This is a genomic window from Winogradskyella jejuensis (assembly GCF_900129745.1).
In the GTDB taxonomy this organism is placed as follows: domain Bacteria; phylum Bacteroidota; class Bacteroidia; order Flavobacteriales; family Flavobacteriaceae; genus Winogradskyella; species Winogradskyella jejuensis.
This window is the reverse complement of record NZ_FQWS01000001.1, coordinates 869993-892921: the sequence shown is the minus strand read 5'-3', so window position 1 is coordinate 892921 and position 22929 is coordinate 869993. Positions and strand designations below refer to the sequence as shown.

At 33.3% G+C, this 22929-nt stretch carries 23 protein-coding genes; 7 read left to right on the top strand and 16 right to left on the bottom strand.

Translation table 11 applies throughout. From position 1 onward, the window contains the following. Positions 1–105: 105 nt before the first annotated feature. Both BUB95_RS04185 and BUB95_RS04180 read right to left on the bottom strand, forming a co-directional pair. A complete protein-coding gene (locus BUB95_RS04185) occupies positions 106–1710 on the bottom strand; it encodes a DUF1501 domain-containing protein (RefSeq protein WP_073083503.1) in 1605 nt (534 codons plus the stop codon). A gap of 9 nt (positions 1711–1719) precedes the next feature. Next, a complete protein-coding gene (locus BUB95_RS04180) occupies positions 1720–3180 on the bottom strand; it encodes a DUF1800 domain-containing protein (protein WP_073083501.1) in 1461 nt (486 codons plus the stop codon). Positions 3181–3340: 160 nt separating this feature from the next. Here BUB95_RS04180 and BUB95_RS04175 point away from each other — a divergent pair, with 160 nt between their 5' ends. After that, on the top strand, positions 3341–4354 hold the full coding sequence (locus BUB95_RS04175; RefSeq protein WP_200777198.1) for a S66 peptidase family protein: 1014 nt from the start codon (positions 3341–3343) through the stop codon (positions 4352–4354). 4 nt (positions 4355–4358) lie between these two features. Here BUB95_RS04175 and BUB95_RS04170 read toward each other — a convergent pair whose 3' ends face one another. Together BUB95_RS04170 and BUB95_RS04165 are read right to left on the bottom strand one after the other, a co-directional pair. Next, the gene (locus tag BUB95_RS04170) at positions 4359–4934 is read right to left on the bottom strand and encodes a hypothetical protein (RefSeq protein ID WP_073083498.1); all 576 of its coding nucleotides are present in this window, start codon (positions 4932–4934) and stop codon (positions 4359–4361) included. Then, positions 4931–5527, bottom strand: coding sequence for a YceI family protein (locus BUB95_RS04165; RefSeq protein WP_073083496.1), 597 nt, complete (start codon positions 5525–5527; stop codon positions 4931–4933). The genes BUB95_RS04170 and BUB95_RS04165 overlap by 4 nt, the downstream gene beginning before the upstream one ends. 114 nt (positions 5528–5641) lie before the next feature. On the opposite strand from BUB95_RS04165, the gene BUB95_RS04160 reads away from it, so the two are divergent. After that, on the top strand, positions 5642–6517 hold the full coding sequence (locus BUB95_RS04160) for a winged helix-turn-helix domain-containing protein (protein ID WP_073083494.1): 876 nt from the start codon (positions 5642–5644) through the stop codon (positions 6515–6517). Between the two features lie 131 nt (positions 6518–6648). Here the strand turns inward: BUB95_RS04160 and BUB95_RS04155 are convergent, their stop codons facing one another. The 4 genes from BUB95_RS04155 to BUB95_RS04140 form a co-directional block, all read right to left on the bottom strand. Then, positions 6649–7359, bottom strand: a complete 711-nt coding sequence (locus tag BUB95_RS04155) for a CPBP family intramembrane glutamic endopeptidase (RefSeq protein WP_073083491.1) — start codon at positions 7357–7359, stop codon at positions 6649–6651. 104 nt (positions 7360–7463) lie between these two features. After that, positions 7464–9140, bottom strand: coding sequence for a serine hydrolase domain-containing protein (locus BUB95_RS04150; protein WP_159432634.1), 1677 nt, complete (start codon positions 9138–9140; stop codon positions 7464–7466). A 4-nt stretch (positions 9141–9144) separates the two neighbouring features. Beyond that, on the bottom strand, positions 9145–11259 hold the full coding sequence (locus BUB95_RS04145; protein WP_073083486.1) for a serine hydrolase domain-containing protein: 2115 nt from the start codon (positions 11257–11259) through the stop codon (positions 9145–9147). 83 nt (positions 11260–11342) lie between these two features. Next, positions 11343–12515, bottom strand: a complete 1173-nt coding sequence (locus tag BUB95_RS04140) for a helix-turn-helix domain-containing protein (protein WP_073083484.1) — start codon at positions 12513–12515, stop codon at positions 11343–11345. A 65-nt stretch (positions 12516–12580) separates the two neighbouring features. Between BUB95_RS04140 and BUB95_RS04135 the strand changes: the two genes are divergently transcribed. Next, entirely contained in the window at positions 12581–12940 is a 360-nt protein-coding gene (locus BUB95_RS04135) for a YraN family protein (protein ID WP_073083482.1), read from the top strand. Between the two features lie 79 nt (positions 12941–13019). Here the strand turns inward: BUB95_RS04135 and nadD are convergent, their stop codons facing one another. The 3 genes from nadD to BUB95_RS04120 are packed head-to-tail and all read right to left on the bottom strand — an operon-like array spanning position 13020 to position 15064. Beyond that, entirely contained in the window at positions 13020–13598 is a 579-nt protein-coding gene (gene nadD, locus BUB95_RS04130; protein ID WP_073083480.1) for a nicotinate (nicotinamide) nucleotide adenylyltransferase, read from the bottom strand. A 33-nt stretch (positions 13599–13631) separates the two neighbouring features. Beyond that, complete coding sequence (gene gmk, locus BUB95_RS04125) at positions 13632–14204, bottom strand: guanylate kinase (RefSeq protein ID WP_073083477.1); 573 nt, start codon at positions 14202–14204, stop codon at positions 13632–13634. A gap of 2 nt (positions 14205–14206) precedes the next feature. After that, positions 14207–15064, bottom strand: a complete 858-nt coding sequence (locus BUB95_RS04120; RefSeq protein WP_073083474.1) for a YicC/YloC family endoribonuclease — start codon at positions 15062–15064, stop codon at positions 14207–14209. 89 nt (positions 15065–15153) lie between these two features. Between BUB95_RS04120 and BUB95_RS04115 the strand changes: the two genes are divergently transcribed. Continuing rightward, positions 15154–15633: an acyl-CoA thioesterase gene (locus tag BUB95_RS04115; RefSeq protein ID WP_073085071.1), complete on the top strand. Its 480-nt coding sequence runs from the start codon at positions 15154–15156 to the stop codon at positions 15631–15633. Here the strand turns inward: BUB95_RS04115 and BUB95_RS04110 are convergent. From BUB95_RS04110 to BUB95_RS04100, 3 genes are read right to left on the bottom strand one after another with little or no spacing between them, the layout of a single operon-like run. Then, on the bottom strand, positions 15626–16759 hold the full coding sequence (locus BUB95_RS04110; RefSeq protein ID WP_073083472.1) for a hypothetical protein: 1134 nt from the start codon (positions 16757–16759) through the stop codon (positions 15626–15628). The genes BUB95_RS04115 and BUB95_RS04110 overlap by 8 nt on opposite strands. Before the next feature lie 2 nt (positions 16760–16761). Further along, positions 16762–17655, bottom strand: coding sequence for a DMT family transporter (locus BUB95_RS04105; RefSeq protein WP_073083470.1), 894 nt, complete (start codon positions 17653–17655; stop codon positions 16762–16764). Then, on the bottom strand, positions 17645–18001 hold the full coding sequence (locus tag BUB95_RS04100; protein ID WP_234969240.1) for an arsenate reductase family protein: 357 nt from the start codon (positions 17999–18001) through the stop codon (positions 17645–17647). Before BUB95_RS04100 ends, BUB95_RS04105 begins: the two co-directional genes overlap by 11 nt. An 83-nt stretch (positions 18002–18084) precedes the next feature. Between BUB95_RS04100 and BUB95_RS04095 the strand changes: the two genes are divergently transcribed. Continuing rightward, the gene (locus tag BUB95_RS04095; RefSeq protein ID WP_073083467.1) at positions 18085–18540 is read left to right on the top strand and encodes a DinB family protein; all 456 of its coding nucleotides are present in this window, start codon (positions 18085–18087) and stop codon (positions 18538–18540) included. A 4-nt stretch (positions 18541–18544) separates the two neighbouring features. Beyond that, positions 18545–19795 carry a cation:proton antiporter gene (locus tag BUB95_RS04090; protein ID WP_073083466.1) on the top strand — a complete coding sequence of 417 codons (1251 nt, stop codon included), beginning with the start codon at positions 18545–18547 and terminating at the stop codon, positions 19793–19795. Here BUB95_RS04090 and BUB95_RS04085 read toward each other — a convergent pair. Then, positions 19792–20505 (bottom strand): DUF3298 and DUF4163 domain-containing protein, encoded by a 714-nt coding sequence (locus BUB95_RS04085; RefSeq protein ID WP_159432633.1) that lies wholly within the window; start codon positions 20503–20505, stop codon positions 19792–19794. The two genes, BUB95_RS04090 and BUB95_RS04085, sit on opposite strands and share 4 nt — an antisense overlap. Positions 20506–20645: 140 nt before the next feature. On the opposite strand from BUB95_RS04085, the gene BUB95_RS04080 reads away from it, so the two are divergent. Further along, complete coding sequence (locus BUB95_RS04080) at positions 20646–21785, top strand: cystathionine gamma-synthase (protein WP_073083464.1); 1140 nt, start codon at positions 20646–20648, stop codon at positions 21783–21785. A gap of 227 nt (positions 21786–22012) precedes the next feature. Here BUB95_RS04080 and BUB95_RS04075 read toward each other — a convergent pair whose 3' ends face one another. Further along, positions 22013–22840, bottom strand: a complete 828-nt coding sequence (locus tag BUB95_RS04075) for a THC0290_0291 family protein (protein WP_073083463.1) — start codon at positions 22838–22840, stop codon at positions 22013–22015. Positions 22841–22929 lie beyond the last annotated feature (89 nt).

The following is a 22929-nucleotide window of genomic DNA, read 5'->3' as shown; positions in this document are numbered from 1 at the left end:
TATTTCTGATTTTTACTGAAGCGCAAAATTACGATTTTACTTGTAGTAATAAAACGAAAAGCCTCCAGTAATCACTGAAGGCTTTTAAATAAGATGTATTTGTTGCTATCTAATTAATAACGATTTACTAAAACTCTGACTTCCAACAGCTATTTTATAGATGTATTGGCCAATACTTAGCTTTGTTTTTACTGTGTTTTTTACATCTATACTATGTTCTCCTGCAAATAGCATTTCGTTTTTAAGTGTTGCTATTTCTCGTCCCATAATATCATACAGTTTTACAACGGTATGTTGTGTAAATGGATTTATAAACTTTATAATAGTATCGTTATTCGGATAGATAACAAAGTGCTTAAAGCGTTCTTGATTAAAATCGTCAACTCCTAATGCGCTACAATTAAACCCTAGATTAACACGCTCATAGTTAACATTGAGTAATGCTTCGTTAACTAAATCAGTATTTACGCAAAGCCAATTTTCCATCACGGAGGCATAAATCCCTCTAAAATCTTGTTTATAATCTAAGTTATCGTTTACAAGTTGGGTTAAGCTAGGATGTTCTCCAATAAAACCATTACCTTCTATAGCAGGTCCAAAGAGCATCAAAGGAGCGGCAGTTCCATGGTCGGTTCCGTTTGAACCATTCTCGTAGGTACGTCGGCCAAACTCACTAATAGTCATGGATAGCACTTTATCGTCCATGCCAACCGATGATAAATCATCATAAAATTTCTTAATCGAATTTGATAAATCGGTCATTAGCTCTTGGTGTTTTTCTGCTTGATTGGCATGTGTGTCAAAACCACCAAGGGTTACCATATATACTTTTGAGCCTAGATTACCCTTTATTAGTCTGGCAACAATAGCCAATTGTCTTCCTAATTTTTCGTCTAAATACTCTTGAGTATTCGTTCCATTTTCAAAAGCTTGATGAATGGTATTTGCATATTTGTATGTGGTATTTGTAGTACCTCGCAAGAATTCTAATTGTTCACCATAAACACAATCCGGAAGATTAGTCATATCATGCACTGTACCGTTTTCTGCTATAGCTTCTAGCTGGCTTGGGTTGGCAACAGAAAAAGCGTAGTTGTTATAATCGCCTTCAAAAATTAAATTACCAATACTGCCTATTTGTACGGCTGCAGGAATTTCAGGTGGATTTATTATATAATCTGGATAGAGCTCTTCAAAATAGCGACCTAACCATCCAGACTGAGTAACATTATTAGCGTCTGTAGATGCCCAAATATCTGAACTTGCAAAGTGAGATTGATTTGGATTTTCATAACCAACTCCGTGAATAACTTTCATTCCGCCATTATCCCATAAGCCTTGTAAATCTGCCATGTAGTTTGGCATACCAAAGTCAGGACCTAAGTTAATAAGGCTATTTAAATCGTGCTTAATGGTAGGTCTTGATTGGGCATAGGTGTCGAAATCATAGATGGGTACAATGGTATTGAGACCGTCATTTCCACCTTTAAGCCTAATAATAACAAGAACTCTATCGGTATCTGATGCACTTATTGCTGCTGCAAGTTTAGTATTTGTAGAAGCAGATAAAGGAGCGCCACCAATCATCATTGTTCCCGCGCCTGCGAGCCCAAGAGCTTGCAGAAAAGAACGTCTGTTCCATTGCTTATGTTCCATATCGTGAGCATTGCTACCTGAGGTTTTATGTTTGTTTAAATCGTGATTACACATAGTCGTAGGTTATTTAAGTTGAAATTCAGGTATTTTTATAAGATGAAGTAATAGAAGTACCACTTGAAAAGGAGCTGAGTCCCAGTCAAGGTTCCAAATACCATCTTCATAATAATTTTCAGGCACGTCATGTTTAAAAACATCAGTAGCTGTATCATAGTCAGCCGTAGTATGAAGATTTAGGGGCATAAATCTATCAACTATACTTTTTGCTACAATATATGGGTCATTACTGTTATCTGAACTCCGCTTTGCGAATGTTCTTAGTTCTTCTCTGTAATACTCCCACGTATGCCAAACTACCCACTCTAGTATGCGCCACCGTCCGGTTAATGTGCTAGAGTTTATCCAGTCTTTATCGCCTTGCCAACCAGCAACATCAATGGGCTCGAACATGGTTTGTCCTAGAGTAGAGCAAAACCATTGGAAGCTTTCTAAATAATCTGGTTCTACAGAAAAGTTGGTGACTTTTAGATAAGACATAAACATGTCGTATGGACTTTTTATTTGAACACCTATAGATTTTGAATCTAAAAAATGCTCACTTTTAAAAAGAGCTTTAAGTACATTAGCTATATTAAAATCAACAACAAAAATATCTGCCATCTCAGAAATTACGGCTTCGTTAGGCGTAGGACTTACAAAATAAGTATAAAGTTTACGACAGATGTATGTGGCAATTAAAGGTGATTTCTCTTCAAATAAAATACGGATAACATCATCATAACCCCAAACACCTTCTTGAGTGAAGATAGTTTTTACAGAATTATCAAATTTATTTTCGTTAAAAGTGATTGGAGCAGTCCAATGTTCTCTATCATTATAACCCGTTAAGGCTTTTGCTGTCTCTGTAATATCTGTTTGCGTATAACCATTATCAACTCCTAATGTAAATAGCTCATATAACTCACGCGCATAATTTTCATTGGGATTGTTTTTAGTGTTTTGAAAACCATTTAAGTAAAGTAGCATGGCGCTAGTAGTACCAATAGCACTAGTGAAATCCTCGAAGTTACCTAGAGCGTGTTGCTCTAGTGTAGCGTAGTATTCGTAAAGATGATTACTAGAATAATAATCTTCTAATCGAGTTACAAAATGATTACTCCATAATAGAATAAGTCTTGCTTTTAGTCCATTAGAAGAAAGCATCTGATTGATTAGCGCCATCCTTAACTCTTGATGATTGGCTTGAGTTTCTGTATCGAAATCCAAACCAAGATTTTGATAATCGAAGTAAGTAAAATTAGACCAAGGCGGAGTCTCTAGAGCAGGAGATTCAGAAGCTTCGTTGATGATTTGGTCAATAAAATCAGATGTAGATTGCGTTACTGCAATATCTATATCTGCCTTTTTTGCATCATAGCCTAGACGTCTATACACATGTCTAACACGTTCTTCATTCCAAGGGTTAGTTGCAGAAGGAACATAAGGTTGTAAAGTACTTGTATTACAAGAGGTAATAACAGCCATAAGTAGAGATTTAATGATTAAAAATTGATTTGGGATATGTAATATATTGAATATCTACGCTTTGCGCTTTGGTCTTGGATGTTTTTCGTTAAAAAAACCTTAAAATTAACATTTGTAAATCTTAGTATTAAACTTTATATATTTACAGAAATTGCATTTTATGATTTTGAGAAACCGATTAACCTTTAGAGTTATTCTACTTTTTATGAGCATAAGTCTAGTCGTAAATGCTCAAAATAATCAGAAACACAATATAGAAATGATTCAACCACCATATCTTAAAGCTGGTGATACGGTTGCTATAGTAGCACCATCAGGTATATTAAAAAGTAGAGAAGGTGAAGTGCAACAAGCCGTTAGTCTTCTTAAAAGTTGGGGTTTAAATGCTGTTATCGGTAAACATGTATTTAGTAAAGACAATCATTTTGCAGGTACAGATGAGCAGAGATGTGAGGATTTTCAAAATGCTTTGGATGACCCTAGGATTAGCGCAATTTGGTGTGCTCGCGGTGGATATGGGACAGTTAGGATATTAGATAAATTAGACTTTACAAAGTTTAAGAAAAACCCTAAGTGGCTTATTGGCTACTCCGATATTACAGCATTACATAACCAATTTCATAACCAAGGTTTCCAGTCTTTACACGCTTTAATGTGTGTAAGCTTAACCAAAGATTTAAGTGAAATACAAGAGACAGTAGACACCTTTAAATCTGCAATTTTTGGGGATCCTGAAAATTATGTTTTTGAAGGCTCCAAATACAATAGAGAAGGAACTACCGAAGGTATTTTGGTTGGTGGAAACTTAACCATGCTACATACCATGTTGGGTTCTGAAACTAGCATTGATACTTCGGGTAAAATCCTATTTATTGAAGAAATTGGGGAATATAAATACCATATAGACCGTATGCTACAAAGTTTGAAGCGAGCTGGATATTTTAAAAATTTAAAAGGTCTCATTGTTGGTGATATGTCTAAATTGAGAAAAAACACCACACTTTGGGGAACCTCTGTCGAACAGTTGGTTTTAGATGCCTTGGCCGAATACGATTTCCCAATAGCTTTTAACATGCCTGCAGGTCACGAACAAGATAATCGTGCTTTAGTTTTAGGAAAAACTATTGAACTCAAAGTTGGAAAGGACAAATCTTTAGTCATTTTTTCTCGTTAAATAATTAATTTTCACAAAAACCATCTTTTAGCTTAATTTCTTTTAGTGTATCCCATACTTCACTTCCAAAATCTTTAGGTGACAGTCTAAAAACAATGATGGCCTTATTTTCACTTTCACAATAATGATTTTCTACAAGTATATTTAACGTCATAGGCTTATTTGTAAAGCGGGTGTCAAAAGTCTTTACTTTTCCTATATATCTATTGCCATTTATAGCTTCTTTTTTAATGAATAAGGCATTTGTCTTTGGCAGTTCAGAATCGTTAATACCCATAAGGCCATCAAAATAAAGCTGGATATTAGTTTCTAATTCTTTTTCAGTTAGTTCTTCAATATCATTTATGCTCCATGCCCACGTATAGGACCAAAATTCTGGGCTTTCCTTTTTAGCCCAACCTGGTGGAAATCTTAAATCCTCATAACCTATGAACTTAATCTCTTGTGCAAAACCTATAGGAAATTTAATTATTTCCTTATCCCAAGTACTATCTGCTACTAATAAGTTTAAATCTTCTTTGTCTTGCGCAAAACCTACCGTTAAGCATAGTAGCTTTATTATTAAAATATATTTTTTCATAAACTTAGTTTAACTTCAAAGCCAATAGCGTCAGAAATGAGACCATCTTTTAATTTTCCTGCCACTCCTTTGGATTTGTAATTAATATTCCAAAGTGTGCGGTCAATTTTAAATCGTGTTTTCAATTGTTCTTTTTCGTAAATAGCTCTAGCTTCAAAATTAACAGGTAAGGTAACATCTTTTATGGTAAGGTCAGCATATATTTTTAGATGTATAGCATCATGATATGATACGCTTGTAATGATAAGTTTTGCTATTGGATATTTCTCTACATCAAAAAAGTCTTCATTTTTTAAATGCTTATCTAAATCAGTCCTAGCCTCTTCATTATCCATGTCCTGACTTTGTATTGAATTCATGTCTATAATAAATTCTCCACCAGTGATAGCACCATTTCTTTTAATGAAATACCCTTCCTTAAAATTTATAATACCATCGTGACCGCCATAATAAAAAGCATATTCGCCAGACCATTTTATTTGGCTTTTTGAGACATCAATATTTAGTTTTTCTTCAGTGTCAAGAGAAGAAGTTTGGGAAAAGAATAATGTCGTAAAAACTGTAAATACAATTGAAAAGATTCGTGTTTTCATAAGTTTATTTTTTGATTACTTTTTATTTCTCGATAAAACTAGAGTGAGATGAAAACAAGAATGTCAAAAAAATGTAAAAGAAGTGTCAACAGTTGTAAAATGTGCTAAAAATGTATGTTATTTACAGTAATTATGAGTAAAAAAGCGATTTATTTAACCATAGGGTTCATTTTGTTTTTCTCTTTAGTGGTGTCTTGTTCAGTTGAAGAGAATGACGATTTTTCAGAACGCGTAAAAATTTCCCTAAGAGAAGTGGGTAATCAATTACTGTTGTCTAATAAAGATTCCACATCATTGATTTTGCCAGTTGTGGCTTTAGAACAGTCAAAGTATAGGTTATCATTTCAAAACAACTTGACTTTTGAGCCGAATACTTTGGTTTCAATTGTCCAGCATAACTTGAAAAAATCAAAATTGCCAGAGTACTATCGTGTTGAGGTCATTCAATGTGCAGATAATGAAGTAGCCTATAGTTATGAGATGAGCGTCGATGAAGAAAGTACTCTCATTCCATGTCTAAGTAGGGTTTTACCTGAAGATTGTTATACCATTGAAATTAGATTTATTAATAGGTCTGCATCGAGTGCTCTAAGAGAAGCCTTTGTATATATCTTTGGTTTTATAACTATTACATTTGTTTTGTTTGGAATTTACAGAAGCAAAAAAACCAGATTGAAAACACAAAATGAGGACTATATAGCTATAGGCCGTTTTAAATTTTTTAAAGCCGAAAATAAGCTTGTAAAAGAAGCAGAAGAAATTTCGCTTTCCAAGAAAGAATCGGAGCTTTTAGCAATATTAGTAAGTAGCCCAAACGTCGTCGTCACCAGAGACGAGCTTACAAAACGTGTTTGGGAGGACAACGGCGTTATCGTTGGGAGAAGCCTAGATACATTTATTTCAAAATTAAGGAAAAAGCTATCGGCAGACCAATCTATAATTATTGAAAATGTTCATGGCGTAGGTTATAAGCTTGTACTAGTAAGTTAATAATATAAGGTTTAACAATTTATCTAAGAGGAGCAAAATTTGCTTGTAGGAAAGATTAATCAAGAGATTGAAATGCTTTAAAGCACAATACTTCATATCAATTCTTTAATACTTTTCATTAATTTTAATTGTTATTGATAATAAAGACAATAGGTTAATAAAATCGCCGATATATTATATACTCCGTGTGATATGATTGATGCGGTCAATCTTTTTGTAGATAAGAATAGTAACGTATATATAATAGCTGGCACTAAAATATCAAACCAATCCAAACCATTAGTGGGCATATGACCTAATGAAAAAATGATAATTGATAATATTGTAGCTATCCTTAATCCAGTTTTTGGGTTTTTGAAAACGTCCTTTAGGATATTTATGAAATAGCCTCTATTAAAGAGCTCCTCAGTAATTCCACCACCGATGACTCCTAATGAAATAAAAGATAGCGTTCCTATTAAACTGCCATCATACATGTCCAACATCCCATTAATATCGGCACGATTAGCTCCTCCTGTGTTTGGAATTATCAATACAAATTGAAGAATTGTCCATATAGTTCCAAAAATAAGACCCAATAAAATATCCTTTTTGATATTTACAAATTGAAGTCCGATATCACGAAAATCTTTCTTTAGAATTTTAAGTGACACATAGAGTAAGGCAACAATTGAGAAAAACTGAAATAGGGCAATAAGTAGTAAACTTATTCCAATCTTTCCTCCATTAATTTTGGTAACCCCAAAGAATACATCTGGAATAATAAAAAGGACATAACCGACAAAAATGGTTACAATAAAAACAATGATTGTCTTTATTTTGCTAGTTGTTTTTGTCATCATTCTGGTGTAATTTACCATGAAACATTTCATTGACATCTACTGAAATGTTTCATGGTTCATTTCATAAGAGTTTTTGATATTTAAAGGTAAATAGAGGATGATTTTTATTTTATTCTTGAAAACCGCACATTTTGAATTCTTCCAGAAGTCAAGAATATATCTGATACTAGATTATCTTTATTTTTTTCTACTCTTATACGATAATCATAATCATTAATAACTAATTCATCTCTAGATAATATTATGGCCTTCATTTTATTCTCTCCATTGGTTATTTCATAATTTAAACCAGCATCATATTTTACAGAAAATGAAACACCAGTTTCTTCATTGAGAAAGCTCCCGTTAATTGCCTTATAATCGAAACCTTTTAAGTCGATATCCTTTCTTGTCATTGTAAAATTTGGAGTGTTGGGATAGTAAGCAGAAACTTGCATTTCTCCTTTTTCATTTTTGGTGAACTCTTGCTTAAAAGGGGCATCGTTCCACTGCTGAAAAATATTGTCTGCCTCACGAATTAATTTCATATCGTTTCTTCCAGAACGTAATAAATATAGATCACCATTCCTTTCCTCTAACTCCCAGATATAACCATTGATTTCGTAAACTCCGACAACATCCTTTATTGAAACATAGGGTCCAACTTTTTCAGGAGTCAATCGAATATCCTCAGAGTCAGCTTTTAAATTCATTAACACATTAGCGCTATTTAAAGTTTGGGTCATTGGATCTGTTTTTCCGCTGTTGGTTAAGGTAACGATAGAAAAATTTTGCTTTTCAAAACGTGCTGTAATGGCTTTCCAAGCTCCAGTAGAACCACCGTGATATTTGTACGGAATCTTTTGATGCTTCATAAATTCTACGCCATATCCATATTTTTTGTTTTTAGAATTGGGTAGTAAAGATTGACTTTGCTCTAACAGTTCTTTAGAGAACCGTTTGTTCTTTTTAGTTTGAAGAATTTTTTCAAATTCCAATTGGTCTTGAAGTGTTGAGAAGATATTTCCATCACCATACGCATTCCAAATCCAATCATATCCAAACCAAGTATCAAAATTCAAATAAGGTTTTGCAATGGGGCCATCAATGGTTTTATAGTTTCCTGTAAAAGAAGTATTTGGCATGTTCAAATCTTGAAACATTTGATTGGTATAATCGATAAAGTTACTTCCAGATGCTTTTTCAACAATTTCAGCCAATACCATATAGTTTGAATTGCTATATGAGTACTTTGATCCAGGTTCAAAGTTTAAATCGTTTTGTTTTCTTAATAAATTCAAAACATCATCGTTGTCATATGTATGCTCCCACCAGGTGATTCCTTTTAGCCCCCAAAGATCATAAACATCTCTAATCCCACTGGTATGATTGAGTAAATGAGCTATGGTAATGTTGCTTTCTACTTTTGGAAATAGTTTTGGGAAGAAGGTTCTGATGTCATCATTCAGCGTTACTTTTCCTTCTTCTATCAAACTTAGAATAGCTAGCGCGGTAAATTGCTTTCCGTTAGAAGCAATATTAAACCTAGATTCATAATCGATGAAAGTACTATCTTTTAGATCCGCATAACCAGCGTATTTTTCATAGACAATGTTTCCGTCCATAACAATACCAACAGCAACTCCGGGAGCATTGTTAGGAACATCTATGGTAGCTATAGAATCCAAACTTTTAATTTGCAAGTTGTTTAAAGTTCTTTCTTCCTTCTTACATGCAGTCATGGTGAGTAAAATGGCCACGAAAGTGATGTGATATATATTGATTGTTAATTTTGTTTTCATTTTTTTAGTTTTCAATTTCTTCAAGAACTTTGTTTGAGATTTCTTTTCCGTTTTCATCAATAGAAACAAACCATACATTGGTAGAGCATTTTCTATTAAAAATATCTGTATTGGAGGAACATTTTTGAATGGTTCCCTTAATCAAATAACCAGTTTCGGTTTTTTCTGCCATGTAACCGTACTCATTGTAAAAGTCTCCATAGGTGTTTTGCCATAGTTTATTTCCTTTCTTGTCGGTTTTAATCACGTACATATCGTAGTTCCCTTTTCCAAAAGAACTTGTTGAGCCAACAATTAGATACCCATCTTCTGTATCTATTATTGAATTTGCTTTGTCCCAAGCTTTTCCTCCAAATCGCTTATACCAAATCTCGTTTCCATTGGCGTAGTTTTTTGTTAATAGAATATCAGAAGTGTCTCCATTTCTCGACCCAATAGTAGTTACATTAATAGAACCATTGTCAGTCTCTATCTTTGGCTGAAATTTCAAATTCGTTTTCTTTTTAAATCTAATATTTTTGGCCCTTCCATAGGTGAGTAATATTTCTGAAACTCTTTTAAAGGGATCTCTTTGAACCTTCAAGAAAAAATTATTAGTCGTTAAATAGGTTCGGTTGTACATGGTAACGTCTACAAATCTTTTTTCATTCGAGAGCTTTAATTTTAGCGTATAATCTTTTGTTAATTTTAGTTGAAAATCAATACCTAATTCATTGTTGGTATACTTACCAACAAATCCTTCTAAATCAGAGAATGATGCTGGTAATTCCTTTCTTTTTTTATAAACTATAGTCTTTCCTGAAGGGTAGAATTCTATCATTTCATTTTCGTAAAAAAGAACTTTTAATTTAGGATTGTTTTTCTCTAAAAAAGAATTTTTACCCACAGAGACTAGTTCTATTGTAAAATTCTTTTCTTTCCAATAGGTCTTTCCTTCTTTTTCTATGATCTCAACCATTTTGCCTTCACTTGGGTATGAATAGGTACCCGAAATTTCCAGAGTTTCTTTTTCTTTTCTATTGGCATAAAATAGTTGGTCATATTGATCTTTCTTTTCCACTTTTGGAAGTATCAGATTGGCAATTTCTTTCGCAATTAAATTACTACTGATGTTTCCATTATTACTCATGATAAAAATGGATAATTTTTCTTCAGGAAATCGATATGTTTGAGAATGAAAACCGTAGGTGCCTCCAGAATGATGCACTGCTTTTCTATTGAATCGATTTTCAAGTTCTAATCCAAAACCATATCTCTTTATTTTACTATTTGGAATAGGTTGCTGACTTTTAATGAGCAGTATATTGTTGTTGTAATTTGCATTTTGAACAGCTTGTTCGAAGTGTAACTGATCTCTTAAAGTAGTAAATAGAAATCCCTCTCCATTTGTTTTTGTCACAGTAGGAACCTCCCACCATTCTCCTCTTCCCCAGTCTGAGTAAGGGTTTGCTCTGTTGGGAATTACTTTCATATATCGTTCAACAAACGAAGTCTCATTCATACCTAAGTTTTCGAAGAACTTTTTTGAATACTCATTAAAACTTTTTCCAGTAACTTCTTCAATTACTTTGGCTAGAACAATATAATTGGAGTTGCTGTAATACTTAATTGACTCTGGGGTGAAGCCTAACTCTTCTTGCTTTGCAAGCAATTCCATAGCATCATCATTATCAAACCCAAACCGCTTCCACCAAACGTCTCCCTCTAAATCAAGGAGTTCTACATAGTCACGAATTCCACTCGTATGATTGATAACATTTCTGATTCTAATTTTTTCTTGTACGTTTTTGTATAAACTAGGAAGGTATTTTCGAATATCATCTTCCAAACTTAGTTTTCCCTCTAATGATAAATGTAAAATCATTAAGGCTGTAAATTGTTTGGCTGTAGATGCGATATTCGATCTCGTTTTTTCATTGAAGTCTATTTGGTGTTGTAAATTTGATAACCCACGGTACTTTTCATAAACAATCTTTCCGTTTTTAACAATACCCACTGCAATACCAGGATGATAGTCCTTAAGTTTTGAATTTACTATGGAATCAATTTGTTTTATTTGTTGTTGGGCAACTAGTGAAATTGAAATCAATAAAGCGAATAGTGTAAGTGATTTTTTCATGACTTAATTATTGATATGACACAAATATCAGTCTAAAAAGTATGAGAAACGCTTCAAATCTCGATTTGAGACCTATTTTTTATCTATTTTTCCAAGTAATCTTTTGGTGAAAGCATTGTACTTTTCTTAAAAGCCCTATTAAAAGTAGCTTTACTATTAAAGCCACAATCTAAAGCAATTCCTAAAAGGGTAGTCGTATTTTGCTCACCTTTATCTAACTTGTCTTTAACAGCTTCAATTCTATAGTGATTGACGAAGTCATTAAAATTCATATTAAAACCTGAATTTACAACTGAAGATATGGTCTTTGTGTTAGTATTTAATTCTTTAGCGACATCAGAAAGTGTTAAACGTGGATTTTCGAATAAGTGATTTTCTGTCATTAATTTAGAAAGCTTGTCTTTCCATATGGTAAGGTCTTTTTCACTACCATTTGTTGAGGTTTCATCTTTAAAAACTGAAACTTCATCTTCAAAGACATTAACTACTTTAAATTTTTCAACGGATAATGTAGTCTGTTTTATAATATTACTATAGCCAGTAACTGCGATATAATAAAACACAAATGAAAATGCAATATAGTGCCAAAACTGACTTCCGAATTCGCCCCATTCGGGATTAGTAATAAAAAATAGCACCCGTAACATAAGAATACCTAAAAAAGCAATCATGAAGTTTCTAATCCATTTAAACAAAATAGAATCCGCATAACTAACTTTGTCAAAAAGCAACTTTTTATAATTTGAATAGTAGTGTAAACTCAAGCCAAGATAGAATGCCATTGATACTAACCCTGTTGCTTGATACCAATTTGACATATCCTTATCTCTGCCATCTGCATAGAAATAATAGTCGTCTAAAATTAATTTATCGGTAACAAAAACTATTAAGCTATATATGGCATATAATACGGCTGGTACAAAATGAATATAATCTTTTTTTGAAAGTTTAAATCCTGAATTTAATTGGCTTTTGGTGTAAAAATACACCACGGGCCCAATTAATAATACCTGCATAAATGGTATAAAAAACAGAATGTCTGCAGTAATTTTTTCGGAATACCAATTCGCATAACCTAACATATAAGGTGTGATATACATAGCGTAAAGGAACAGTAATAAGCTCAACCATTTACTTGCTTTATTACTATGGATGATTCCTTTTCGTAATGATAAAAACGAAAACACTATCCCATGAAAAAAGAAAATAAGCAGTAAAGAACTTTTTTGCCCAAAACTAAATGGAAAGTCAAACATTAGATTGATGAATTGTAGTATTTGATTATGTCTTAAAAGTAATACTATTTTTCTATTTTAGTGTTATGGCGCAACACAACGAATTGGGTAAAAAGGGAGAGCAATTAGCGGTAGACTTTCTTATTGAAAACAATTACAGCATCGTTGCACGAAATTACCGTTTCGAGAAAGCTGAGGTAGATATTATTGCTCAAAAGAAAGATATCCTTGCTATTGTAGAAGTAAAAACACGCTCAACTACAGACTTTGGAAACCCACAAGATTTTGTAAAACCAAAGCAGATTAAAAATTTAGTAAAAGCAGTTGATGAGTACGTAACCGTTAACAACTTAGATGTAGAAGTGCGTTTTGATATCATTGCTATTGTAAAAGAAAAAGGAGACTATAAGATTGAGCATTTAGAAAATGCGTTTTATCATTTTTAATTCTCATGAAAATGGGAATCTAAACAATTTTTTTCTTGTCAAGCTGAACTTGTTTCAGCATCTCATCAAATTTCTGAAACTATTTGTAAAAATTCATTTCATCTACATATTCCCATACATGTTCTGGAAGCATGGGACGAATGTTTTTTCCAGCCTTTCTAGACTTTCTAATAAAAGTTGAAGATATTTCCATTATAGGCGCATCGATATGATGGATTTTTGGATGGGCATCAAATTGAGTTTCAATTTTTCCTTCAGAAATACGCGGATACACATAGATGTGATGATTTTCTAGGATAAGTTCGTAGTTTTTCCATTTATGAAAACTCTTTAAATTATCCTCTCCCATAATTAGAGAAAACTCATAATCTGGATGTTTTTCTTGTAAGTAGGTCAGCGTATCTATAGTGTAATTGGGTTGTTTAAGACCAAATTCTATATCGCTTGGCCGTAACTTGTCATAATCTTTGGTGGCGCGATACACCATTTCGTAACGTTGGCGGTTGTCAAGTAAGCTACTCTTCTTTTTAAACGGACTCAACGGTGTGACTACAAACCAAATTTGGTCTAAGTCGCTATGCTCTGCCATATGGTTAGCAATGGTTAGATGCCCTATGTGTATAGGGTTAAAAGTTCCAAAATAGAGTCCAACTTTCATATTTATTTCCCTTGAAAACGGGAATCTTTTAGTTTATTTCTTCAAAAATTCTGAAACTAAGTTATAAGCGTCTTTTAATGCATCCTCTAAATTTGAGTTTATAACAATCTCATCAAATAAAGGTGCGGTTGCTAACTCTGCAGGCGCTTTAGAAACGCGCATACTTATTTTCTCTTCACTTTCTTCACCACGTTCTTTAAGTCGTTTTACAAGCTCGTTTAAGTCTGGTGGTTTTACAAAAATGGCCAAGGTTTGTTCTGGAAATTTTCGTTTTATACGCAAACCTCCAGAGACATCAATGTCAAAAATTACATGTTTGCCTTTAGCCCAAATACGTTCAACTTCTTCTTTTAAGGTACCATAAAAATTATCACGATAGACTTCTTCCCATTCTAAAAATTCGTCGGTTTTAATTTTATTTTTAAACTCTTTTAGCGATAGATAATAGTAATCTTTCCCGTGTACTTCTTGACCTCGTTTTTCACGTGAGGTTGCAGAAATAGAGAACTCTAAATTAAGTTCTTCTTGTTTAAGTAAATGCCTTACAATAGTTGTTTTTCCTGAACCAGATGGCGCTGAAAACACGATGAGTTTACCTTCCTTCATTATTAAAGCACATTAAGCATTTGTTCTTTTATTTTTTCTAACTCATCCTTCATTTGTACCACCAGCTTTTGCATTGGTGCATAGTTAGACTTAGACCCAATTGTGTTAATCTCACGACCTATTTCTTGAGAAATAAAGCCTAGCTTTTTGCCGTTAGAATCATCAGAGTTTAATGAAGAGATGAAATAATTTAAGTGATTATCTAGTCTTACTTTTTCTTCGGTAATATCAAATTTTTCGATGTAGTAAACAAGTTCTTGCTCAAAACGGTTCTCATCTACCTTTTCTTTAATATCAGCAATGCCTTTTTCTAAGCGAGCTCTAACACCATCAATACGGTCTGGGTCCATTTCTATCACCTTATTCAGCAAATCTCTTAAGGTCACGACACGGTTTTCAAAATCTTGTTTAAGCGTCTGGCCTTCGTCTTTACGGTAGGTTTTTATATGCTCTAAAGCTGTGTTTATTTCATTCTGTATAGCTTTCCATTCGTCTTCATCAATATCATCACGCTCAGTAGTAACAGCATCAGGTAAACGAATGGCCATTTTTAAAAGTTCAGTCTCATCACCGTCAACAACATCTTTCAGCTGATTAATATATTCTTTAACAACCGTTTTATTGATTTTTGAACTGGTGTCTTCGCCAGTGACTTCAACATATAGCGAAAAATCAATCTTTCCTCTTACCAAGTGTTTTGCTATGGTTTTTCTTACATCAAGCTCTTTTGCGCGGTACATCGATGGTATACGCACATTAAGGTCAAGATTTTTACTGTTAAGGGATTTTAATTCTATAGTTATTTTTTTGGTAGGAAGCTGAAGAACAGATTTCCCATAACCGGTCATTGATTGTATCATATAATACACGAACTTTTAAAGTTGGCCAAAGGTACAAAATAGAACGCTTTTAATTTTATCTTTGCAGCTTGATTAAAATGAAAGCAATTATGTACAAAAAACAATTTGAAATACGTTGGAGCGATGTCGATGCAAATGGGCATTTAGCCAATTCTGCATATACTAATTTTATGAGTCATGCGCGTATGTCTTTCTTCGCAGAACAGGGATTTTCGATGAAAGAAATTCTTAAAAATGGTATTGGCCCAGTGGTATTTTATGAGCATATGTATTATTTTAAAGAGTCGTTTATTGGTACTCCAATTACGGTAACTATTGAAGTTTCTGGATTAAGTGAGGACGGCATGTTTTTTATGTTTGAACATAATTTTTACAACCATAAAGGCGAAAATTTAGCACATTGCGAAATGCAAGGCGGATGGATTGACATAAAAACGAGAAAGCTTTGCGGACTCCCAGAAAATTTACTTAAATTGGCTGATAAATTTCCTAAATCTGAAAGTTATAAAACACTTACAAAAGAAGATACGCGTAAACATGGTGTGAAACCAAAAAATATATCTATTTAAATGGCTGATGCTGTTTAAATGTCTTTATAGATACATTCTTTACAAAGGGTCTTATCATTTTATTTGGGAAGGCTCTTTTGTGTTTAAAATAGCATGTTAATGCTTCGGGTTGAGCGCCGAGTGTACTCTTAATCTCTGAAGCTGTACGACCCAAGTTAATACGCTTTACATTGGTTGATAGACCAAGTCTTACATAGTCGTTAAGGATACGAGGATAAATGCCAAACGCTTTATTCCTGCTGTAATCAATACCTATAAAATGCGCATCAAGATTATCTCCGTTTTTCATAGCAGATAAGAAGCCAACAAGTTTGTTTTCTAGAAAATAACCAATCACCGTAAACTCTTCAGAGAAACTTTCTTTGAGATAGGTGTAGGTGTTTAAATCTAAAATCTGAGCATTAAAATCGGCATTATCTATGGTGTTTTGATAAAGTTCTTGAAGTTGGATTTTATAGGTTTCTATATCATCTTTGCTGAATTTTTTTGAAACCAAAAGCTCACTTTTAGAATCGGCCTTATTGGCTTTTACCCGGTATTTAGATTTAAGAGCGGTTTTATAATCTTCAAAAGTTTGCCATTCGGGTTTTAGTTGAATAATCATGTTGGGCTCTACTTGCATAGGTGTATACCCAAACTTGTCTAGATGTTTTGTAATGTAAAGAGATTCGTTTTTAAAGTCTTTTACAAACAAACCGTGAAGCCTTTTTAGAGATTCAGATAAGCGTCTAATGCCTTCGGCTAGACATTCAAAAGTTTCAATTTTTTCTTCACCTTCTTTTAGAAATGTACCGTATTCGCCACTTAAAAAAATGTTTCCACAGAAGAGAATTCTAATGCTATTGTCACAAAACAAACGATTAATATTTCGTTTTGCCCAGGCATTCATCCTAATATTTTTGGTAATGGTTTCAACACCAATAGTTACTAGTTGGGTGTTTGCAAAAGCAATAGCTTCTCCGTTTCGGGTAATAAAAACATAGTTAAAGGCAATGTCTTTGTTTGCTATTTCAAAAGCCTCTAAGAATTCAGGAGAATAGTAAATGTTTTTACAGCACTTGAGGCTATCCCAATAGGCTTGAGGAATCTTTTTTACACCATCAAATATTTCGGTTTTTAAAGACAAATTTAGTGAGTTGCTTTAGGCTTTTTACTCACAAAATATACGCCTAAAAATATTAATGATACGGCTATGATTTTTACAATACCAATAAAATCGGCACCATTAATCACTGCAAATAATCCTGCAATTACAGGTTGTAGGTATATAAAAATCCCCACTGTAGAAGCTTTAAGACGGCTTATAGCCAATGGATTTAAAAGGTAAGTTCCAAACGTAGCACCAACAACTACAAAAAGTAATGAATAGCTTATTTCAGTAGTAAAGGAGTCCCATTCTATTTCCATAACTTCTGTAAATCCAAAGGGCAAAACCAAGATTAGACCAAATAGAAATAACCATTTTATAAATGCTAATGGATGGTATTTTTCGGTTAAGCGTTTAATAAGTATAACATAAATACTGTAGGATATGGCATTGAGAAAAATCATTAAATTTCCTAAAGGAACATTATCTGCAGCCCGTGCAGATTTTCCGTAGAGTGTTAAAACTAATGCGCCGATAAAACCTAGGGCAACTCCAAAAATCTTGAGTTTGGTAATGCTTTCTTTCAATACAAATACCGAGAGTACTAAAATAACAATTGGGGTAATTGTCATTATGGTTGATGCGTGTATTGGCGAAGTATATTCTAGTCCTTTTAAAAAGAAAAGCATATTTATAAAAACCCCGAATATGGCTGCTAAAAAAAGTTTTGAAAAATCTTTAGTATTAATTTTTTCAGTTTTGTAAACCAAACTCAATAGCCAAAACAGAAGTGTAGCGCCACCAACTCTGAGAACTACTAAACCAAATGGTTTTACATAGTTTTCATTCATTATGGTTTTGGCTAATGTATAATTAATACCATAGAGAAGCTGAACTGCAAATAAAGCGGTTATTGCAAGATTTCTACTTTTCATGAATGGCTGATTTGGCAGCTTCAACTACTTTTTTAGAATTGCCGATGAAAATTTCATTTTCAACCAAAATTACTGGTCGTTTTAGAAATGTGTAATGCTCTAAAATATAATTTTTATAGTCCTCATCTGTCAGAGATTTGTCTTTTAGACCAAGTTCTTTGTAAAGCCTCGCTCGTTTACTGAATAGACTCTCGTAGCTATCAGTTAGAGCTCTCATATCTTCGAGTTGGGCTTCTGTGATAGCTTCTGTTTTTATATCTTGAAGTGTAAATCCTGAGGGTAAATCAAGCTCACTTACAATACGTTTACAAGTGTCGCAAGTACTTAGATGGTATATTTTTTTCATCGGTAAAGAATGACGTAATTTGTAATTGCAAAGAAACTTCATTTCAGAAGAAAATACAGTACATTTAGTAAAAATATAGTAAGATGCATTATGATATAGATGTTACAAGGAAAAATAGAATTTTACTAGAAGGCTTTTTAGATAGGCTTACTTTAGAACAGCTAAATAAAGTGCCTGCAGGATTCAAAAATAATATCATTTGGAATATTGCACATTGTATTGTAACGCAACAATTATTAATTTATAAATTGTCTGGGTTAGAAGGCGTATTATCAGACGAAATAATCTCTCTATACAGAAAAGGCACAAAAACAGAAAGAGATGTAAGCCAAGAAGAAGTAGACGAGATAAGAAATTTATTATATTTCCCAATAAATCAAACGGAAAAAGATTACAGTAGCGGTGTTTTTAATGACTATAAAGAATATACTGTTTCAACAGGAAGTATTCTAACAAATGTAGACGAAGCTTTAGCGTTTAATAATTTTCATGAAGGTATTCACTACGGATATATTTTAGCATTAATAAAAGCACTTTAAGATTATGGATTACTTTGGTATCGCTTCAATTTTAATTGTTTTATCAGCACTCTTTGGGTATATAAATGTTCGTTTTTTAAAGCTCCCAATTACTATAGGTTTAATGCTTATAACCATAGTTTTCACTTTGGTAGCAGTCGTAATTGGCCAAGTTGATGATACCATTCTTCAGACAGAACGCGAGTTTATTTCTAACATTAATTTTGAAACTTTATTACTCGATATTATGTTGAGTTTCTTGCTATTTGCTGGAGCACTCCATACTAATTTTGAACAGCTTAAAATACAACGTTGGCCTATTTTGGTTTTTGCCACAATAGGAGTGATGACATCGACTTTATTAGTAGGAGCTATTATGTATCCTCTTCTAATTTCTATGGGATTTAATGTCTCATTTATTCATTGTCTTTTGTTTGGTGCCTTAATCTCACCAACAGACCCAATTGCAGTTTTGGGCATCTTAAAAAAAGTGGGTGCCCCAAAAAAGTTAGAAACCAAAATTGTTGGGGAGTCTTTGTTTAATGATGGCGTAGGTGTTGTGGTATTTTTAACCATTTACGCTATAGCGAAAAAGCCAAATGCTGCTATAGAGTTTTCTGAAATTGCCACGCTTTTTATTCAAGAAGTTGGAGGTGGGATATTACTTGGAGGTTTATTGGGTTGGGTTGCTTACCGACTTATGAAATCTATCGATAACTATGAAGTTGAGGTTATTATAACTCTTGCCGCTGTGATGGGAGGCACTCTTTTAGCACACCAACTACATTTATCTGCGCCGTTAGCTATGGTGACAGCTGGGTTAATTGTGGGTAACGATACCATTAGAGAAACGTCTATGTCTGAGGTTACAGAGGCCTATGTTGACAAGTTTTGGGAGCTTATAGATGTATTACTTAATACCATATTATTTGTTATGATTGGTATGGAAATGTTAGTACTAACTATGGATTTAAACTATGTTTATGCAGGCCTGATTGCCATTCCTGTAATATTAGCATGTCGATATATTTCACTATTTATACCTGTTAAGCTTTTTGCAAAACGTTTGGATTTTGTTCCAAAAACAACAGTTATTATGACTTGGGGAGGTTTGCGAGGAGGAATTTCTATAGCATTGGCATTGAGCCTTACCTCAGAAATGAGTAAAGATCTGTTTCTAGTTATAACTTACCTCGTTGTAATTGTCTCAATTGTTGGTCAAGGTCTAACCGTGGGCCCAGTAATTAAAGGTATTACGAAAAAATATTCGAATTAGAATTTTAAAAACTCTTGGGCTTTATCAATAGGGATTACAAACTCGGTGTAGCCTTGGTTGAAAGAAGCAATTTCGTATCGATTGTAGAGTAGAATTACACCTTCCTCATTAAAACTAATATTTTCTGGTAGTTGAAAATCTTTGCCAAAGAAGAATTCTGTAGCCTCAGAACCTTCATTTTTCATATGGTCTAGAAAATAGCTTTCGGCCAATTTTTTAAAACCTTCCATGTCTGAAAATAAATCCTCATAAGTATATAATTCACCCGAAGATGGGTTGAAATTGAGAAACTGAATACTATCGTTACCATGTGCGCCTCCTGTGTCTGAATAGACGCTTAAACCCATAGCAATAATGTTTTCGGTTTTGTAAAGCACTTCAGTTTCAATTGCTAATGTCCATGTTTGCTCACTGTCTTCAAAATCAGTCTTAAACGTTTTAAATTCTTCATCAAAAGAATTCAGAGCTTCTTCAATAGTTTTTGGATTATTAGTTTCAGATATTGGAATGCTCTTCAGTATTGTAGAGATAATAGTCTCATTTACGGTTTTAGCGATGTCCGAATTAGGTTTTGCTTTATCAAAAGTAACTTCAATGTCGGCTGCGTATGTGTTTTCAATAGATAATGTTTTAAACTCTAAAGGTTTCATTTCTTCTTTACATGAAAGAAAGTATAAGAAAATGACTAATAATGAAGCAATTTTTTTCAAACCGAAATAACTTTTGTTGAACATTCAATAAAGGTATAGTATACATTTGAATACAACGAATTAAGGATTAAATTTGTTATGGTTGGGTTTAATTATCTTCAAAATTTTGATGTATCCTGCCATTAAAGTAAAACAGAGCGATGAAATTCAATACAAAAACAATACACGGAGGACAAAAACACGATCTAGCTTACGGAGCTGTTATGCCACCAATTTATCAGACATCCACCTACGCACAATCCACGCCAGGAGGACATAAAGGTTACGAATATTCACGTACACATAATCCAACTCGTAATGCTCTTGAGAATGCCTTTGCAAGTATAGAAAACGGGAATTATGGTTTAGCTTTTGGTTCTGGTTTAGCAGCCATTGATGCTGTTTTAAAATTACTAAAACCTGGAGATGAAGTTATTTCTACTAACGACTTATATGGAGGAAGCTACCGTTTATTTACCCGTATCTATAAAGATTTTGGGATTAAATTTCACTTTGTTGGTATGGATAATGCTTCTAAAATTGAAAATTATATCAATGGAAACACAAAACTGATTTGGGTTGAAACACCAACTAACCCAATGATGAATATTATAGATATTAAAAGTGTAGGAGAAATTGCAAAACGTAGAAATGTTTTATTAGCCGTAGACAACACTTTTGCTACGCCTTACTTACAGCGTCCTCTAGATTTAGGTGCAGATATTGTAATGCATTCTGCCACAAAGTATATCGGTGGACATTCAGATTTAGTAATGGGAGCACTTATTGTAAAAGACAAAGATTTAGCAGATAGTTTATACTTTATACAAAACGCAAGCGGTGCTGTTTGTGGACCCCAAGATAGTTTCTTAGCACTTAGAGGAATAAAAACATTACATGTGCGCATGCAGCGTCACTGCGAAAACGGAAAGGCTGTAGCAGAATATTTAGCCAACCATCCAAAGATTGAGAAAGTATATTGGCCAGGTTTCGAAAATCACCCAAACCATGATATCGCAAAATCTCAAATGGACGACTTTGGTGGCATGGTTTCTTTCGTGGCCAAAGGAAATAATTATGATGAAGCTATTAAGATAGTTGAAAATCTTAAGGTATTTACATTAGCTGAATCTCTTGGTGGTGTGGAGTCTTTGGCAGGTCATCCAGCAAGCATGACGCATTCAAGTATACCAAAGGAAGAGCGTGAGAAAACAGGTGTTGTAGATTCGCTTATAAGATTAAGCGTTGGTATAGAGGATATAGATGACTTAATCGCAGATTTAGAAAAGGCTATAAGATAACTTTTATATTAAATATTATTTCTTTTGCTTCTTCAATAAGAATTTGATAAGAAAAAATAAAATCAAAATTATTGACACAATTATAATTAATTGCCAAATAATTAAGCCATTACTATAATCTTCGAATGTTTCTTCCATAATTTGTCTTAAGTTAATGTAGGTGAATGTTAAAACTAGAGAAGTATTCAAAAATCAATTTAGGAAAAACTGTAGTTTTAGAATTGGATTTAATCTAAGTAATAAATGTAACCAAAGTTTAACCAAATCAATACATCATTAAACTTGTTAGAAGGTAATTTGTGGTTTAAGCCATCAATCCAATCACTAAAATAATACTGAAATCTTAAATCTATCATTAAATCTGATAATATAGTCAATTTGTATCGCGTACCAATACTAGATACAACAGACCAAGCATTTATAGAGCTAGTATCAATGGGATATTCTCCGTTACTTGCTTGTATCCAAGGACCGTATATGTTGTCAGGGTTAAAAATATTTTCATCAGATATACCACTTCCGCCTTGCCTTGCAAATGTTGTAAATTGTTTTGGATTAGACATAGTGTAATGTACACCTATACTTGCAAAAGGTGCCCAACCACCAGCGTGAGAAGAAAATGCTCTGATACTGTATGGAAACCATTCTAATTGCATTCCAATATCGAAATTCTCTGCTTCTCCAGAATGAGCTCTTAAACGTTGTCCATCAATACCAAATTGAGTTTCATCTACCCAACGACCAAAATGGTCTAATTTAGTTTTATTGTAAGAGATTTCACTTCTTAATTTAAAGTGATCGTTAAAGTAAGTGTCTGAAGTATAGCAATTACAATCTGCTCTGTAGGAAAAATTTATATAATGAATAAGCCCAATACCATAGCCTGTATTACCAATGTTGTTTTCTTCATTAAAACGTTGACCAAAATCTGACCTAAACTGTACAGGACCAGTAATAACACCGACTTCATGGGAAAAGCCAAACTGTGCTTGAGATTTAAAGGATACAAAAACTAACATAAATATAATCAGTAATTGCCTCAGATTTATGGCCATAGGTTAAGTCTTTTAAGATTTAGACATGAGCAAATATATAAAATATCGACGAAATACAAAATAAAACGGACGAAATGCAAAAATATTAT